Source organism: Bacillus sp. KICET-3 (assembly GCF_033261025.1).
GTDB classification, from domain to species: Bacteria; Bacillota; Bacilli; order Bacillales; family Bacillaceae; genus Bacillus; species Bacillus sonorensis.
The window spans coordinates 3,004,903-3,021,629 of sequence record NZ_CP137345.1 but is presented as its reverse complement, the minus strand read 5'-3'; the positions used below and the strand labels follow the sequence as shown (position 1 = coordinate 3,021,629).

The window sequence follows — 16,727 nt, the reverse complement described above, 5'->3', positions numbered from 1 at the left end:
CTTTTTGGCGGCGTAAAGCTAGAGTGTTCGAATATCTTCCCAGCCATACACAAGTTCAGAAAGTTTTCTTCCCCCAATCTCGACTTCAATAGCATCTATTTTTTGACCCCCGAGCGCTTCATAAAATAGACGGGATACATTTTCTTTCAAGACAAGAACAATCATAGAGCGTAAGCCCATTCCTTTTATTTCATCAATAATTTGTTTAAAAAGTGCTTTTCCAATACCATGTCCTTGATACTCCTTTAAAATATATATGGCATATAATTCCCCGTCAAATCCGCTGTATTTGCCGCTTCTTTCGGCACCGCCGGAGGAAAAGCCGACGATTTCCCCTTCGTTGTTTTCTGCTGCGTATACGCCGCCGAGAGGGATGTTTTTTATCCATATCTGTTCCCGTTTTTCATATGTTAAACCTTGCAAGTAATCGTCTGGAACGATATTGGCATATGTCGTTTTCCAACTGTCGACATGCACCCGGGCGATTCCTTTTGCGTCTGCTAAAACAGCTTTTCGGATTTTCACATCCCTGTTGGACATTTTTTTCACCACCTTTTCACCAAATTATACCATCATTAGCGGTTTCGGTTTGGAACAAGAAACATAATAAATGAATGAAAAACATTGGTCAGGGGCAAAAAAAGAACGGCAGTGACAACGTTAAATAACAGGCTGAAATGGGCGATCTGCTGAGCCGGGCTGGCGGAAAGGCCGGCAACCAGTCCAGTGATGGATGATAGAGCAGGATAGACGGCAGCAGCGCCGATCAAATTAAACACAACATGGGCATACGCCGTTTGTCTGGCGGCGGCGCCTCCTTTAACAGAAGCCATCACGGCCGTGATGCATGTCCCGATGTTTGAGCCGAGAACAACGCTCATCGCCTCGGTCAGTCCGACAACCCCCTGATCCATGAAGCTCATCAGGATGCCGACACAGGCCGAACTCGAATGGATGATGGCGGTCAGAACCGTTCCAATGATCAAAGCATAAAATGATGAATGTTCGACAAGGTTCACGATATATGCTCCTGATTCGAGCCGTGACAACGGTACGGCAAGGCGGCTGAATCCGTTGATGCAGAAAAAGATCACGCCCAAACCGATCATGCTCAGACCTACATGCCGAAAAGGAGATTTTCTTGTAATCAACAGAAGCGCTCCTCCTGCCGCAAGGACGACAATCAATAACTCCAGCTTGACAGCTAAAAATTCCGTTGTAAACGTGGAACCGATGTTCGTCCCCAAAATGAGCGGGATCGAACGTTTAAACGAAAGAGCGCCCACGCTGACAAACCCGATGACAATCACCATAAACGCGGAGCTGCTTTGCAAAATTCCTGTGAAAACAATGCTGACGAGAAAAGCTTTTAGCGGATGATCCGTGAATAAAAGCAGCCGTTTTTCAATTTTTTCAAATGTCAGCGAAATCAGGCCTTTTCTCAGCATGTTCATGCCTGCCAGAAAAAGGACGATTAAAAACACGAATAAGATAAACATAATCATCAGATTTTCGAAATGAGCCTCCTTTGTATATGTATACAGACAAGCCGCCGAAATGATGACTAAACAATAAAACAATTCGTTTGGTTGACCTTACCGAAGGCTTATATTATAATGTCAAAGTACATGTTTCAATGTATGTCTTTTTTAAAGCAGTCGATTGGTGTATTCGGAGGGAGGGAAAGAGAATGTCAAAAACGGTCGTTAGAAAAAACGAATCGCTTGAAGATGCTCTTCGTCGCTTCAAACGCAGTGTATCAAAGACAGGTACTTTGCAAGAAGCAAGAAAGCGTGAATTTTATGAAAAACCTAGCGTAAGACGCAAGAAAAAGTCTGAAGCTGCCAGAAAGCGCAAATATTAAAAGAGGGTGGATTTATGAGTCTTCTTGAGCGTCTGAATCAAGATATGAAGCTCAGTATGAAAAACCGTGAGAAAGACAAACTGACCGTCATTCGCATGGTGAAGGCTTCGCTTCAAAACGAAGCAATCAAGCTTAAGAAAGACAGGCTGACCGAAGATGAAGAACTGACTGTTCTTTCTCGTGAATTAAAACAGCGTAAAGACTCCCTCCATGAATTTTCAAACGCTAATCGTTCAGATTTAGTAGATAAAGTTCAAAAAGAGTTAGACATTTTGGAAGCTTATATGCCCGAACAGCTGACGGAAGAAGAGCTGCTTGACATCGTCAATGCGACGATCGACGAGGTCGGCGCTTCTTCAAAAGCGGACATGGGCAAAGTCATGAGCGCCGTCATGCCCAAGGTTAAAGGAAAGGCAGACGGGGGCCTCGTCAACAAGCTTGTCAGCAAACAACTGTCTTAAAGAAAGAGGCACCTTTCATCATCTGAAAGGTGTCTTTTTTGCTGTGCGGTCATAAAATAGAAAAGTAATCAAATTTTGAAACCTTTGATACATTTGTAACGTATGTAAAGCTGATGATAAGAAGGAAGGAGGAAGCAAAGCCCTTGTTATTGAAAAAATCCCGAATTTTAGTTGCCCTTATATGCGGTTTTATTTTATCCTTATTTGTAGGGGTTCATTTGACCGTGAAAGCGGATGGTGATACGGTCTATGTCATCCCTGTCGAAGAAACGGTAGAAAAGGGACTTTCTAAATTTCTTGAGCGGTCGTTTCGGGAAGCCCAAGATATGAATGCCAAACATATTATCCTTGATATCAATACGCCGGGCGGAGCGGTTGATGCAGCCCTTGAAATGGCTGATACGATACATAACTCCGATATTCCGGTGACCGCTTATGTCAACAGGCGGGCTCTTTCGGCGGGCGCGTACCTCGCATTAAATGCGGACGATATCTACATGGCGCCCGGAGGAAAAATGGGAGCTGCCGCTATCATCGATTCAAAGGGAAACGCCGCGGATAAAAAATCCGAATCTTTGTGGCTGGCGGAAATGGAGGATGCGGCCAAAAAGAACGGGCGTGATCCGAAATACGCGCTTGCGATGGCCGATGCCGGCGTCGATGCCAAAGAAGCGGGAGCGCCAAAGGGAAAGCTCTTGACATTGAGTCCTGAGAAGGCGCTTGATGTCGGGTACTCGGAAGGCACCGCTGAAAGCCTTGAAGACCTTTTGAAAAAGCTGCACCTGGAAGATGCCAAGGTTGAACATGCTGAAGTCAGTTTTGCCGAAAAGGTGGCTCGGTTCCTCACCCATCCGATTGTCATTCCGATTCTGCTTTCGATCGGGAGCCTTGGACTGGTTGTCGAACTTTATTCACCCGGCTTTGGAATACCGGGTTTTATGGGGCTTTCGGCGCTGATGCTCTTTTTCTACGGCCATCTTGTGGCAGGGCTTGCCGGAATGGAAACACTCCTTCTTTTTATCGCCGGAATTGTTTTGATCATATTGGAACTTTTTCTGCCGGGCGGAATAGCAGGAATTATCGGATTGATCGCCGTTGTTGCGAGCCTCTTTTTAGCTTCTGGAAGCATTAAGGTAATGGCCCTCTCCATTTTGATTGCAACTGCTGTTTCGATAGCGGCATCCATTCTATTGACAAGGGTGTTGGGGAAGCGTATGAAGTTTTTCAAGAAATTCATATTAACCGATTCAACAAATACGGAAAGCGGATATGTCTCAAACGTAAGCCGCCACGATTTAGTCGGAAAGATCGGGGTCACGCATACACCGCTCAGGCCATCCGGAACGGTCATTATCGACGACGAACGGCTTGATGTCGTGTCAGAAGGCACGTTTACCGAAAAAGACAAGAAAGTCAAAGTGGTTAAAGTGGAAGGCTCACGGATTGTCGTGAGAGAAATATAAAACGATATTTAAGGAGGAACATTATGGATCCGTCAACTTTATTACTTTTAGCATTAATTGCAGCAGGGATTATTTTATTGGCCATCTTTTTTACATTTGTCCCTGTCATGCTGTGGATCTCGGCTTTAGCCGCGGGAGTAAAAATCAGCATATTCACGCTGATCGGGATGAGGCTTCGCCGCGTCATTCCGAGCCGTGTTGTCAACCCGCTGATCAAGGCGCACAAAGCAGGACTGGATGTCTCCAATAATCAGCTTGAAAGCCACTATCTTGCAGGGGGAAACGTTGACAGGGTCGTCAACGCGCTTATCGCCGCCCACCGCGCAAACATCGAACTGACATTTGCCAGATGTGCAGCAATCGATCTGGCGGGCCGCGACGTTCTTGAAGCTGTTCAAATGAGCGTCAACCCAAAAGTAATCGAAACCCCGTTTATCGCAGGTGTTGCGATGGACGGAATCGAGGTAAAAGCGAAAGCGAGAATTACGGTGCGGGCAAACATCGACCGCCTTGTCGGGGGAGCCGGCGAGGAAACGATCATCGCCCGTGTAGGTGAAGGGATCGTTTCGACAATCGGTTCGTCTGATAACCATAAAAAGGTGCTGGAAAATCCGGATATGATTTCACAGACGGTCTTGAGCAAAGGCTTGGATTCAGGTACGGCGTTTGAAATCCTTTCGATTGATATCGCCGACGTGGACATCGGCAAAAACATTGGAGCCATTCTCCAAACCGATCAGGCTGAAGCGGATAAAAACATCGCCCAGGCAAAAGCGGAAGAGCGCCGCGCAATGGCCGTCGCCCAAGAACAGGAAATGCGCGCCCGCGTCGAAGAAATGCGCGCCAAAGTGGTCGAAGCGGAAGCCGAAGTGCCGCTTGCCATGTCTGAAGCCCTCCGCGGCGGAAAGATCGGCGTCATGGATTATCTCAATATGAAAAACATTGATGCAGACACAGATATGCGCGATTCTTTCGGAAAGATGACGAAAGGCCAGTCTGAAGAGGATCATAAATAAACAAAGCCCCTGATAAAAAGGAGGGAGCGCCTTGCTTGACATACTTTTTGACAATCCGATCATCATGGCCGTCATCCTCGGAATCATTTCCGTCATCTTCAACCGTCTAGGTAAGAATGATGAAAGCGATGAGGCAAAACACAAGAAGAAACCTCAGCGGCCGAAAGCAGAAGCGCCAAAGAAGCAGGCAAAACCATTGGAATCATCCGGTAAAGCCGAGGTGCAGGCAGCGGCGCAAAAGGGCACTGACATGATCAAAGAGCTTGAGAGAGTCAAAACGAGCGTTGAACGGTCAATGCCTGCCATTGAACGGTCGATAAAAAGACAAATCGGCCATTCGCCGAAGCCTTTGCAAGACATGATCGAGCTGAATCAAAACACCGTTCTTCAAGGAATCGTCCTCAGCGAGGTAATGGGTCCTCCCCGTTCACGGAAGCCCCATTCCACCATGAGGCGCCGCCCATAAAATTAAAAGTGTTAGAACCTCTTTCTCACTCATACATATGAGATGAAAGGGGGTTCTTTTTTTATGGCGCAAAGAAAAAACCGCATCAAAGCGTGGCTGACAAGAACATTGGAAATCCCCCCCGACGTCATGATGGATCTTCCGCGGATTACAATGATCGGAAGACTTCACATATATATCGAGAACCACAGAGGACTCCTGCTTTTCAGCGACCGGGAAGTACGGCTGATGCTCAAGCAGGGGCAGTGCATCATTCAAGGCAAAGATTTCGTCATAAAAACGATTTTGCCTGAGGAGATTTTGCTTGAAGGCACGATCGAGCTTGTTCGCTATATTGATTCATAAGTCAGGGGGAAGAGGCGTGAAGAATAAATGGCTTTCTTTTTTTTCAGGGAAGATACAGCTTGAAGTCACGGGAATGGGAATCGAACGTTTATTAAATGAATGCACAAGGCGCGGCATCCCGCTGTTCGATGTGAAAAAAAGGAAAGACTCTGTCTTTCTTTATATTCTGCTTTCTGATGTACATGCCTTTCGGAGGGTCATCAGGCATTTTGACTGCAAATGCCGCTTCACAAAGCGGAAGGGCTTTCCCTTTATGCTTCAGAAATCAAAGCGGAATAGCGGATTTACACTGGGCATTGCCGCTTTTTTCGTTCTGATGTTCATCCTTTCCAATATGCTGTGGAAGATTGACATTTCCGGCGCCCAGCCGGAAACCGAACATCAAATCAGGCAGCAGCTTGATCAAATCGGGGTGAAAAAAGGACGTTTGCAATTTCTGATGGTGACGCCGGAGAAAATTCAGCAGTCGCTCACAAAGAGCATTGACAACATCACATGGGTCGGTATCGAGTTGAACGGGACAGCCCTCCATATGAAAGTGGTTGAAAAAAACGAGCCGGACAAGGAAAAATATATCGGCCCGCGGCATATCATCGCCAAGAAAAGAGCGACCATCTCCAAGATGTTCGTAGAAAAAGGCGAACCTCTCGTCACAGTCAATGAGCATGTCGACAAGGGGCAGATGCTTGTTTCGGGTCTGATCGGAAGCGAGGATGAAAAGCAAGAAGTCGGGGCAAAAGGGAAAATATACGGCGAAACCTGGTATAGGTCAACAGTAACGGTTCCCCTTGAGACATCATTTGATGTTTTTACGGGTAAAGTAAGGACAAGGCACAAGCTTTCCATCGGCTCTCTGTCGATTCCTTTTTGGGGGGTGACTCTTAAAGAAGAAGAGCTCTCTCGTCCGAAAACAGAGGTTGAAACGCATTCGCTTCATTTCATGAATGTTACGCTTCCCGTGGCTTATGAAAAGGAGCTGACGAGGGAAAGCGAACAAGTCAAAAGAGTATATACTAAAAAAGAAGCGGTCCGGGAAGGGATCAAAATGGGCAAAGAAGATGTCCAGAAAAAAATCGGTGAAGATGGAGATATTATCGGTGAAAAAGTTTTGCACGAAACGAGTGAGAATGGTAAAGTTAAATTGATCATCCTTTACCAAGTTATTGAAGACATTGTTCAAACAACACCAATTGTTCAGGAGACTAAAGAATGACAGAACACTTACTTGCGATTCATCAGCAACTGGAAAGTCCGAATGAAGCTCAGGCGCTGTTTGGAAATCAGGATTCGCATCTGAAGATGATGGAGGAAGAACTGAATGTTTCGATTGTGACACGGGGTGAAACGGTATATGTCGCAGGCGACGAGGAAACCTTTCAAATCGTGGACAGTCTGCTCGCTTCCCTCTTGAATCTGATCCGCAAAGGGATTGAAATATCTGAACGCGACGTCCTGTATGCGATCAAGATGGCCAAAAAGCATAAGCTTGAGTTTTTTGAAAGCATGTATGAAGAGGAAATTACGAAAAATGCCAAAGGGAAGCCGATACGGGTGAAAACGATCGGCCAAAGAGAATATATCGCCGCCATGAAACGGCACGATTTAATCTTTGGCATCGGGCCTGCCGGTACGGGGAAAACCTATTTGGCTGTCGTAAAAGCCGTCCATGAGCTGAAAAACGGACACATCAAAAAAATCATTCTGACAAGACCGGCTGTTGAAGCAGGAGAGAGCCTCGGCTTTTTGCCGGGTGATCTGAAAGAAAAGGTCGATCCTTATTTAAGACCTTTATATGACGCCCTTCACGATGTGCTCGGTTCAGATCATACGGCAAGGCTGCTTGAAAGAGGGACCATTGAAATTGCGCCGCTTGCCTATATGAGGGGAAGGACGCTTGATGACGCGTTTGTTATTTTGGACGAGGCGCAAAATACGACACCCGCACAAATGAAAATGTTTTTGACGAGATTGGGTTTTGGTTCTAAAATGGTGATTACAGGCGACATCACGCAAATCGACTTGCCGAAGGGAGTCACATCGGGTCTTGCCGTCGCGAAAAACATGCTTTATGATATCGACGGAATTTCATTCGTTGAATTGGATCAGACAGATGTGGTCAGACATCCGCTTGTCGCCCGAATTATTGAAGCATACGAAAAGACGAAATAACTAAAATGACCCGATCGCCCGCTATCGGGTCATTTTTTAGTTCCTTGCCGGAAAAGAGGTGCTTTTTTTGAAGAAGACAAAAAGAAACGGAAAGAACCGGCTCATCCGTATGAAAAATGGAAAAATTCTTCCTGTCATGCTTTATACGGCAATTTCCGCGCTTATGCTGGTCCTGCTTTTTTTGCATGTCAGACCACAGTCTCTAGACCTGGATTTGTTTTCGATCAGCGAAAATACCATTTATGCTCCGGCTACGGTTGAAGACCAAAAAGCAACGGCTGCTAAAAAGCAAGAAGCGCGGGAGGAAGTTCCCGATCAATACACCCTTAAAAAGGAATATTCCGACAACAGGGTGGACCTTGTCGCATCAATATTTGACATCATCAAGGAGGTCAAGAAGGAAAGCGCCGAAAAGGATAAAGGGGAAAAAGAACAAATCAAATCCGCGGAAGAAAAGCTGACTTCAGATGTCACGGATTTTCTTTCGCATGAGTCTGTCAAAAGCCTATTGAAGGCGAGCGACGGCGAGCTTTCCATGACTCAGGATTCTGTCATCACCGCAGTTAATGATGTGATGAGTGAAGAAATTCCCGCCGGAAAACTTGAGGAAGCAAAGGAAAAAGCCGCAAAAGAGCTGAAGGGCAACTCAGTCCCTTCAAAATTAAAGAATGCCGCCAATGAAATCGTCCGGTTTGCGATTATTCCCAATTATGTCTATGACCCTGACAAAACTGAGCAAAAGCGCCAGGAAGCGGCGGACAGCGTTCAGCAGGTGCAGATTAAACAGGGGCAGATCCTCGTTGAGGAGAATCAGCTGATCGACAGAGAAGTGTACCGAAAGCTTGAATTGACCGGATTGTTAAGCGGAGCCAACATTTATAAACCGGTCGGCGGACTGCTGCTTTTAATCGGGCTTTTTATCGCCGCTCTTGTATACTTTTTTGAAAAGCAGCATAAAAGCAGGCTGCCGAAGAACAAATCGCTGATGCTGTTTTCATTGATTACGGCGATCGTTTTGATCGTGATGGAAGTCATCAGCCTGTTTCAGGAGCTTGAAATCAGCCATATCGGCTATCTGGTTCCAATCGCCATGGGCGTCATGCTGATTAAACTGTTAATCAACGAACGGCTGGCGATCCTGGCAAGCATGATTCTTTCCATTTGCGGAAGCATGATGTTCAACCAAGGTGTCACAGGGACGTTCAATTACGAAATTGCAACCTACTTTTTGATTAGTTCGATCGCGGGTATACTGTTTTTAGGAAAGTATAATAGAAGATCAAAGATCCTTCAGGCGGGGCTGTTTGTCTCATTTGTCAACATTGTCGTCATGTTTACCCTGCAGCTGATTCAAAATACGGCGCAGTCGGGTTTGGAAATGGGCACTTATCTTATCATGGGAGCGGTGTCGGGCATCGGATCTTCCGTTCTTGTGCTGGGCTTAATGCCGTTTTTCGAAAGCGGATTTGGCATATTGTCGACAATGAAGCTGATCGAGCTTTCCAATCCGAACCACCCGCTGCTCCGCAAAATTCTGACGGAGACGCCAGGCACGTACCACCACAGCGTCATGGTCGCCAATTTATCCGAGGCGGCCTGTGAAGCGGTAGGGGCCAACGGACTGCTGGCGAGGGTCGGCGCTTATTATCACGATATCGGAAAGACGAAGCGGCCGCAGTATTTTATCGAAAACCAGATGAACATTGATAATCCGCATGACAAGCTTTCTCCGCAGCTGAGCAAAAACATTATCATCTCGCACGCGACAGACGGAGCGGAAATGCTGAAGGAACATAAAATGCCGAAAGAATTGGTCGATATCGCCGAACAGCACCACGGGACGTCATTGCTGAAGTTTTTCTATTATAAGGCGAAAGAAAAAGGAGACCAGACGACTGAAGAAGAATTCCGCTATCCCGGGCCAAAACCGCAATCGAAGGAAGCGGCGATCATTTCGGTGGCGGACAGCGTGGAAGCGGCCGTGCGGTCGATGCACAACCCGAACCCGGAAAGGATTGAAAAGCTTGTGCGAGGCATTATTTCCGACAAGCTTCAGGACGGGCAGTTCGATGAATGTGATCTGACCCTTAAAGAACTCAATATAATAGCCAAGACGCTGTGTGAAACGCTAAAAGGCATTTTCCATTCCCGGATCGAATATCCGGACGCTAATCCAAAACAGAAGGTGAAACACTCATGAGTTTAATTCTCGATATCTCAGATGAAACAGGCCGCCTCTCAGAGGGGCAGCTTGAGGAAATTGAAAAGCTTCTTCAATTTGCGGCGAAAGAAGAAAACGTCGCCGATCAGGCGGAAGTATCCGTTACGGTCGTGACAAATGAAGAAATACAACAAATCAATAAGGAATACCGGGGGAAAGACTACCCGACCGACGTCATCTCGTTTGCTCTTGAAGAAGACGGAGAAGGAGAAGTCGAGATCATCGGAGCCGATATGCCGCCCGTACTCGGCGATATTATCATCAGTGCCGATAAGGCGAAGGAACAGGCGGAGGAATACGGCCACTCTTTGATGAGAGAGCTCGGTTTTCTAAGCGTTCACGGGTTCCTGCATTTGCTCGGATATGACCACATGACAGAGGAAGAAGAAAAAGAAATGTTTACTAAACAGAAGGATCTTTTGAACAAATATGGGCTCTCAAGATCCTCATAAACCGAATGAATGGCGCCGGCTGAAAAAAAGTTTTTCGCACGCCTTCACAGGAATTTTCAAGACGTTCATTTCCGAGCGCAATTTTAAAATACACACCGGAGCCGCAATCATTGTGATTGTTTGCGGCTTCGTTTTCAGGCTGTCCGTTTTGGAATGGGCCGTCATCTTCATCCTCATTGGCGGAATGCTTGCTTTGGAGCTTATGAACACCGCCGTTGAGCACACAGTCGATTTAATCACGAAAGAGAGCCATCCGCTGGCGAAAGCCGCCAAAGATGCAGCGGCAGGGGCGGTTTGCGTCTTTGCCGCTGTTTCGTGTATCATTGGATTACTCATCTTTTTGTCAAAATTGTTGTAACCATTGTGTTCGTTTTCCGCCTGACGAAAGATTCTTACAAAAATTTTACATTTTCGATTTGGGCGTGAAAAAACAGCCATTTTTATGTAAAATAAAAGTGTTAGCGGTATCAAAACCGTTACAGGAAGGAATTAACACATTGACGAAACAAGAGCTGATTGCAGAAGCATTAAAAGCAAGGGAACTTGCATATGTTCCGTATTCAAAGTTCAAAGTCGGCGCTGCCCTCCTGACAGAGGACGGCAAGGTGTATAAAGGCTGCAACATTGAAAATGCTGCATACAGCCTGTGCAACTGTGCCGAGCGGACGGCGCTGTTCAAGGCTTACTCTGAAGGGGACAAAGCCTTTAAAATGCTTGCCGTTGCCGCAGATACGCCCCGCCCTGTATCACCATGCGGAGCGTGCAGACAGGTGATAGCCGAACTCTGTTCAAAAAACATGCCTGTTATTTTGACCAATCTAAAAGGCCAAATTGAAGAAACAACTGTTCAAGAATTACTGCCAGGAGCATTTTCATCGGAGGATTTACATGACAAAGGAAAGCTTTAAATCAGGATTCGTGTCCATTATCGGACGTCCCAACGTGGGAAAATCTACTTTTTTGAATCGCGTGATCGGCCAAAAAATTGCGATCATGAGCGATAAGCCGCAGACAACGAGAAACAAAGTGCAGGGCGTATTAACGACTGACACGTCTCAAACCATCTTTATCGATACGCCGGGCATCCATAAGCCGAAGCACAAGCTGGGCGACTTCATGATGAAGGTTGCCCAGAATACCCTGAAAGAGGTCGACATTATATTGTTCATGATTAATGCTGCGGAAGGATACGGCAAAGGCGATGAATTTATCATCGAACGCTTAAAGGGTTTAACGACCCCGGTGTTTTTGATCGTCAATAAAATCGATCAGATTCATCCGGATGAACTGCTTCTGCTCATTGATGAATACAGGGCCAGATACCCGTTTAAAGAAATCATTCCGATTTCTGCCCTTGAGGGAAATAATATTGACACTCTTTTAAACCAAATTGAACATTATTTGCCGGAAGGTCCGCAGTTTTACCCGAGTGACCAGGTGACGGATCATCCAGAACGCTTCATCATTTCTGAGCTGATTCGGGAAAAAGTGCTGCATCTGACAAGGGAAGAGATCCCTCACAGCATTGCGGTCAGCATCGATTCCATTAAAGAAAGGGAAAACGGTTCTGTTTATGTGAGCGCGACGATTGTCGTTGAGCGCGATTCGCAAAAAGGCATTGTCATTGGAAAACGAGGCAGTCTGCTGAAAGAAATAGGCAAACGGGCAAGGGCCGATATTGAAGCTTTGCTCGGCTCATCGGTTTACTTGGAGCTTTGGGTTAAAGTGCAGAAGGATTGGCGCAATAAGATGTCTCAGCTTCGTGATTTTGGATTTAAGGAAGACGAGTATTAACGAACCGAGCTTGACCGAGGATTAGTCGTTACAAAATCTCTCGAAATCAAAGTTATACTAGAAAAAATTGTTTAACATGAAATGGAGGATACAAGGTCAAGATAAGCTTAAGATTTGGATGTTTAAAAAGCTAGTTATAAACAGAAAGGTGGGGCTTTTTATGCTGAATTTTACTTGGAATGTATTTTCACAAACAGGAAACGTTGATACGTACCTCCTTTTTAAAGAACTTGAAAAGGAGAACCTGGAAAGACCCGATGAACTTGAAGAAGAGCTAGCGCAAATTGACTTTCCAATTTTGTGATCTTGCTTGAATCCTCCAATTTTTGGATGGTGCAACATATGCTGACGAAATGTGAAGGTATCGTCCTTCGTACGAACGATTATGGTGAAACCAATAAAATTTTGACAATTTTGACAAGGGAGCATGGGAAAATCGGTGTACTGGCAAGAGGCGCAAAAAAACCGAACAGCCGCTTGTCGGCTATTTCCCAGCCCTTTCTCTACGCTTCGTTTTTATTTCGGAAATCGTCCGGACTCGGTACGCTTGAGCAGGGCGAAATGCTTGAAAGCATGCGGAATATTCGCGAGGACCTTTTTTTAACGGCGCATGCCGCTTATATCGCCGAATTGGTTGACAAAGGCACGGATGAAAAGAAACCGAACCCGTTTTTATTCGAACTGCTTCTTCAATCGATGAGAAGGCTGAATGACGGGACTGATCCGGACATCATTACAAACCTGATCGAAGTCAAAATGCTCGGCGTAATCGGGCTTTATCCGGAATTAAATGAATGCGTCCATTGCAAGAGCAAAGACGGAACATTCCATTTTTCAATCCGCGACAACGGCTTTATATGCCATCGCTGCTTTGCGAAGGACCCTTATCGGGTGCCGATGTCTCCCGCTTCAGCCAGGCTTTTGAGACTGCTTTTTTATTTTGACCTGTCAAGGCTCGGGAATGTATCGGTAAAACGTGAAACAAAGGAAGAGCTGAAAAGAGTCATCCAGCTCTATTATGACGAGTACTCGGGAATTTTTCTGAAATCGCGGCGCTTTATGGAACAGATGGACAATATGAAAAAAATGCTCGGCAATGAAAACAAAAGTTGACAACCTCTTCATCTTTTTATAAGATCATGTCTATAGAGTGCGGGCCGTATGTCCGCTGTCAGATTCAATAATGATGCTGCGTTGACGGAAAGAAGTAGTTGCGCCGCCTCATACAAGCGACTCCGGGACGGTGGAAGCCGGAGATGAGAGCGTAATGAAAGGCATTCCCTGAGCAGCTTTTAAAAAAGAGGCTAAAGGCGATCTTTAGCAAATAGGGTGGAACCGCGGGAGAACTCTCGTCCCTATGTTTGTGAACAACAAGCATAGGGACGGGAGTTTTTTCTGCCCAGTTTCCCCTATGCATAACCTGAAAACGTATTGTGGAGGTGCTTCATTTTGAATATTCAAGAAATGATTTTAACGCTGCAAAAGCATTGGTCTAATGAAGGCTGCGTTCTTTTGCAGTCGTATGATGTGGAAAAGGGCGCGGGGACAATGAGCCCTTATACATTTTTGCGGAGCCTCGGACCTGAGCCGTGGAAGGTCGCGTATGTAGAACCGTCAAGACGGCCTGCAGATGGAAGATATGGCGAAAACCCAAACAGGCTTTATCAGCACCATCAGTTCCAGGTCATCATCAAGCCGTCTCCGGACAACATTCAAGAGCTGTATCTGGATTCATTAAAAGCGCTCGGAATCGATCCTTTGGAGCATGATATCCGGTTTGTCGAGGACAACTGGGAAAATCCGTCGCTCGGCTGTGCCGGCCTTGGCTGGGAAGTATGGCTTGATGGTATGGAAATCACGCAATTCACCTATTTTCAGCAGGTCGGCGGTCTAGAATGCAAGCCGGTATCTGTTGAAATCACATATGGCATCGAACGACTGGCGTCGTATATTCAAGACAAAGAGAATGTGTTTGATTTGGAATGGACCAAGGGCTACACGATAAGAGATTTATTTATGATGGCCGAATACGAGCATTCCGTTTATACGTTTGAAACGTCTGACGTGGATATGCTGTTTGACTTGTTCGCCACGTACGAAAAAGAAGCCAACCGCCAAATGGATCAGGGCCTTGTCCATCCGGCATATGACTATGTCCTGAAATGCTCCCACACCTTTAACTTGCTTGATGCAAAAGGAGCCATTTCCGTTACGGAACGGACCGGTTATATCGCAAGGGTCCGAAACCTGGCCAGAAAAGTGGCGAAAACATATTATAATGAGCGCGAAAAGCTGGGCTTTCCAATGCTGAAGGAGGAAGAGGCATCCCATGAGTAATCAAGATCTGCTGTTAGAAATCGGATTAGAAGAAATGCCGGCGCGGTTCATGCACGACAGCATGACGCAGTTGGGAGAAAAAATCGAAAGCTGGCTGAAAGAAAAAAATATTGCATACGGCAATATCCGGCTGTTCAATTCCCCAAGAAGGCTCGCGGTCCTTGTAGAAAACACCGCTGAAAAGCAGGACGATGTGAAGGAAGAAGCGAAAGGGCCGGCCAAAAAAATCGCCCTTGATGAAAACGGCGAATGGACGAAGGCGGCAATCGGCTTCTCGCGGGGGCAAGGGGCAAGCCCGGAAGATCTATATTTTAAAGACATAAAAGGGACGGAATATGCATTCGTCCAAAAATTTCAAAAGGGCCAGGAAACCATTTCGCTGCTGCCTGAACTGGGTGATTTGGTAACAAGCCTTCACTTTCCGAAAAATATGCGCTGGGGCAGCGAAGACCTTAAATATATCCGTCCGATTAAATGGATCGTCGCTTTATTCGGCAGCGAAGTCGTTCCTTTTTCTGTCGCGCATGTCGAAAGCGGCCGGATGACGCAGGGACACCGCTTCCTCGGAAAAGCTGTTGAATTAAGCAGCCCGTCCGAATACGAGGACAAATTGGCGGGCCAATTTGTCATAGCCGATCCGGCAAAACGCAAGCGGCTCATTACAGAGCAGCTAGACAAGCTGGCAGCGGAAAAATCGTGGAACATTCCTAGAGACGAAGAATTACTGGATGAAGTCAACCATCTTGTTGAATATCCAACCGTATTGTTCGGCTCATTTGAAGAGGAATTTCTGTCAATTCCTGAAGAGGTCCTCGTGACCACGATGAAAGAGCATCAGCGCTATTTTCCTGTCAAAGGCGAAAGCGGCAGTCTGCTTCCTTTCTTTGTGACGGTGCGCAACGGAAACAGCCGCGCCCTTGAAAACGTCGCCAGAGGAAATGAAAAGGTATTAAGAGCGCGCCTTTCAGACGCAGCCTTCTTCTACAAGGAAGATCAAAAATTAAATATCGAGGAAAATGTGAAAAAGCTCGAAAAGATCGTCTTCCATGAAGAGCTGGGTTCACTTGGCGACAAGGTGAAACGAACTGCGGCGATCGCTGGACGGATCGCACAGGAAATCGGTGCAGACGATGAAACGGCTAAGCTGATTGACCGTGCCGCAAACATATCCAAATTCGATTTGGTCACACATATGGTCTATGAATTCCCTGAACTTCAAGGAATCATGGGTGAAAAATACGCCCGGATGCTCGGCGAAGACGAAAGCGTTGCCCGTGCGGTCAATGAGCATTACATGCCGAGACAGGCCGGCGGTGAGACGCCTTCATCTGTTGTCGGTGCGGTGGTAGCATTAGCGGATAAGCTTGATACGGTCGCTTCCTTCTTCAAGATCGGTGTGACTCCGACAGGCTCCCAGGACCCGTACGGCTTGAGACGGCAGGCGAGCGGAATCGTCCAAATCCTGATTGACCGGAATTGGGGAATTTCGTTTGAAAAGCTGATTTCTTTTACAGAGCAAAAGGAAAACAGCGAGCTGCTCGATTTCTTTAAACAGCGTCTCAAATATGTACTGACAGCAGAAAACATTCGTTATGACGTGGTGGACGCCGTACTGGAAAGCACAGAGCTGGAGCCGTATTCGGCCCTCAAAAAAGCAGCCGTACTTGAGAAAGCGGCAGCCAAACCGGATTTCAAAGAAACGGCTGAGGCGCTGTCAAGGGTGATTTCGATCAGCAAAAAAAGCGAATCAACGGCCATTGACCCGTCACTGTTTGAAAACCCTCAAGAAGAGAAGCTCTATCAAGCGTATGAAGAGTGCAAACGGCAGATCGCGGGGCTTTATGAAGCAAAGGATTATGAAGGAGCCTTCCGTGAGCTTGGCAGACTGAAAGCGCCGATCGCAGCTTATTTCGACCATACGATGGTGCACGCCGAGGATGAAAGATTAAAAGAAAATCGTTTAGCGCAAATGGCAAGTTTGGCGGAGCTAATCAGGACTTTTGCAAACATCGATGACATCATTGTAAAATAAACAGGCAGATGACGGTTGCTAACCATTTGGGCAGCCGTCTTTTTGCCAAAAAACAGAAAGCGCATCTTCACATTTCTGACAAATTGCGCTTGTTCTTTTCATAGAAT

At 46.4% G+C, this 16,727-nt stretch carries 19 protein-coding genes; 17 read left to right on the top strand and 2 right to left on the bottom strand.

The features are described 5' to 3' along the window. Nucleotides 1–18: 18 nt before the first annotated feature. Together R5H20_RS15390 and R5H20_RS15385 are read right to left on the bottom strand one after the other, a co-directional pair. Nucleotides 19–540: a GNAT family N-acetyltransferase gene (locus R5H20_RS15390; protein ID WP_006637614.1), complete on the bottom strand. Its 522-nt coding sequence runs from the start codon at nt 538–540 to the stop codon at nt 19–21. Between the two features lie 35 nt (nt 541–575). Then, nucleotides 576–1,505, bottom strand: a complete 930-nt coding sequence (locus R5H20_RS15385) for a Na/Pi symporter (protein WP_006637613.1) — start codon at nt 1,503–1,505, stop codon at nt 576–578. Nucleotides 1,506–1,690: 185 nt separating this feature from the next. Here R5H20_RS15385 and rpsU point away from each other — a divergent pair, with 185 nt between their 5' ends. From rpsU to glyS, 17 genes are all read left to right on the top strand, one after another. Then, entirely contained in the window at nt 1,691–1,864 is a 174-nt protein-coding gene (gene rpsU, locus R5H20_RS15380; protein WP_003183654.1) for a 30S ribosomal protein S21, read from the top strand. A gap of 14 nt (nt 1,865–1,878) precedes the next feature. After that, the gene (locus R5H20_RS15375) at nt 1,879–2,325 is read left to right on the top strand and encodes a GatB/YqeY domain-containing protein (protein ID WP_006637612.1); all 447 of its coding nucleotides are present in this window, start codon (nt 1,879–1,881) and stop codon (nt 2,323–2,325) included. Nucleotides 2,326–2,468: 143 nt separating this feature from the next. Continuing rightward, nucleotides 2,469–3,788, top strand: coding sequence for an NfeD family protein (locus R5H20_RS15370; protein ID WP_006637611.1), 1,320 nt, complete (start codon nt 2,469–2,471; stop codon nt 3,786–3,788). Between the two features lie 23 nt (nt 3,789–3,811). Further along, on the top strand, nt 3,812–4,804 hold the full coding sequence (gene floA, locus R5H20_RS15365) for a flotillin-like protein FloA (protein ID WP_006637610.1): 993 nt from the start codon (nt 3,812–3,814) through the stop codon (nt 4,802–4,804). Between the two features lie 31 nt (nt 4,805–4,835). Further along, entirely contained in the window at nt 4,836–5,270 is a 435-nt protein-coding gene (locus R5H20_RS15360) for a hypothetical protein (RefSeq protein WP_006637609.1), read from the top strand. 63 nt (nt 5,271–5,333) lie between these two features. After that, a complete protein-coding gene (gene yqfC, locus R5H20_RS15355; protein ID WP_006637608.1) occupies nt 5,334–5,615 on the top strand; it encodes a sporulation protein YqfC in 282 nt (93 codons plus the stop codon). 16 nt (nt 5,616–5,631) lie between these two features. Next, nucleotides 5,632–6,828, top strand: a complete 1,197-nt coding sequence (yqfD, locus tag R5H20_RS15350) for a sporulation protein YqfD (protein ID WP_006637607.1) — start codon at nt 5,632–5,634, stop codon at nt 6,826–6,828. Next, nucleotides 6,825–7,784 carry a PhoH family protein gene (locus tag R5H20_RS15345; protein ID WP_006637606.1) on the top strand — a complete coding sequence of 320 codons (960 nt, stop codon included), beginning with the start codon at nt 6,825–6,827 and terminating at the stop codon, nt 7,782–7,784. Before yqfD ends, R5H20_RS15345 begins: the two co-directional genes overlap by 4 nt. 109 nt (nt 7,785–7,893) lie before the next feature. Then, entirely contained in the window at nt 7,894–9,984 is a 2,091-nt protein-coding gene (locus R5H20_RS15340; protein WP_051056678.1) for an HD family phosphohydrolase, read from the top strand. Continuing rightward, nucleotides 9,981–10,457 (top strand): rRNA maturation RNase YbeY, encoded by a 477-nt coding sequence (gene ybeY, locus R5H20_RS15335; RefSeq protein ID WP_006637604.1) that lies wholly within the window; start codon nt 9,981–9,983, stop codon nt 10,455–10,457. The genes R5H20_RS15340 and ybeY overlap by 4 nt, the downstream gene beginning before the upstream one ends. After that, a complete protein-coding gene (locus R5H20_RS15330; RefSeq protein ID WP_006637603.1) occupies nt 10,435–10,815 on the top strand; it encodes a diacylglycerol kinase family protein in 381 nt (126 codons plus the stop codon). Before ybeY ends, R5H20_RS15330 begins: the two co-directional genes overlap by 23 nt. A gap of 97 nt (nt 10,816–10,912) precedes the next feature. Then, nucleotides 10,913–11,365 (top strand): cytidine deaminase, encoded by a 453-nt coding sequence (locus R5H20_RS15325; protein WP_236835380.1) that lies wholly within the window; start codon nt 10,913–10,915, stop codon nt 11,363–11,365. Beyond that, nucleotides 11,346–12,251: a GTPase Era gene (gene era / locus R5H20_RS15320; RefSeq protein ID WP_006637601.1), complete on the top strand. Its 906-nt coding sequence runs from the start codon at nt 11,346–11,348 to the stop codon at nt 12,249–12,251. The genes R5H20_RS15325 and era overlap by 20 nt, the downstream gene beginning before the upstream one ends. Before the next feature lie 160 nt (nt 12,252–12,411). Continuing rightward, nucleotides 12,412–12,555 (top strand): YqzL family protein, encoded by a 144-nt coding sequence (locus R5H20_RS15315; protein ID WP_006637600.1) that lies wholly within the window; start codon nt 12,412–12,414, stop codon nt 12,553–12,555. Between the two features lie 38 nt (nt 12,556–12,593). Next, nucleotides 12,594–13,364, top strand: coding sequence for a DNA repair protein RecO (gene recO, locus R5H20_RS15310; protein ID WP_006637599.1), 771 nt, complete (start codon nt 12,594–12,596; stop codon nt 13,362–13,364). Between the two features lie 336 nt (nt 13,365–13,700). Next, complete coding sequence (glyQ, locus tag R5H20_RS15305; RefSeq protein WP_006637598.1) at nt 13,701–14,588, top strand: glycine--tRNA ligase subunit alpha; 888 nt, start codon at nt 13,701–13,703, stop codon at nt 14,586–14,588. Then, complete coding sequence (glyS, locus tag R5H20_RS15300; RefSeq protein ID WP_006637597.1) at nt 14,581–16,620, top strand: glycine--tRNA ligase subunit beta; 2,040 nt, start codon at nt 14,581–14,583, stop codon at nt 16,618–16,620. The genes glyQ and glyS overlap by 8 nt, the downstream gene beginning before the upstream one ends. The last annotated feature ends 107 nt before the right edge of the window (nt 16,621–16,727 follow it).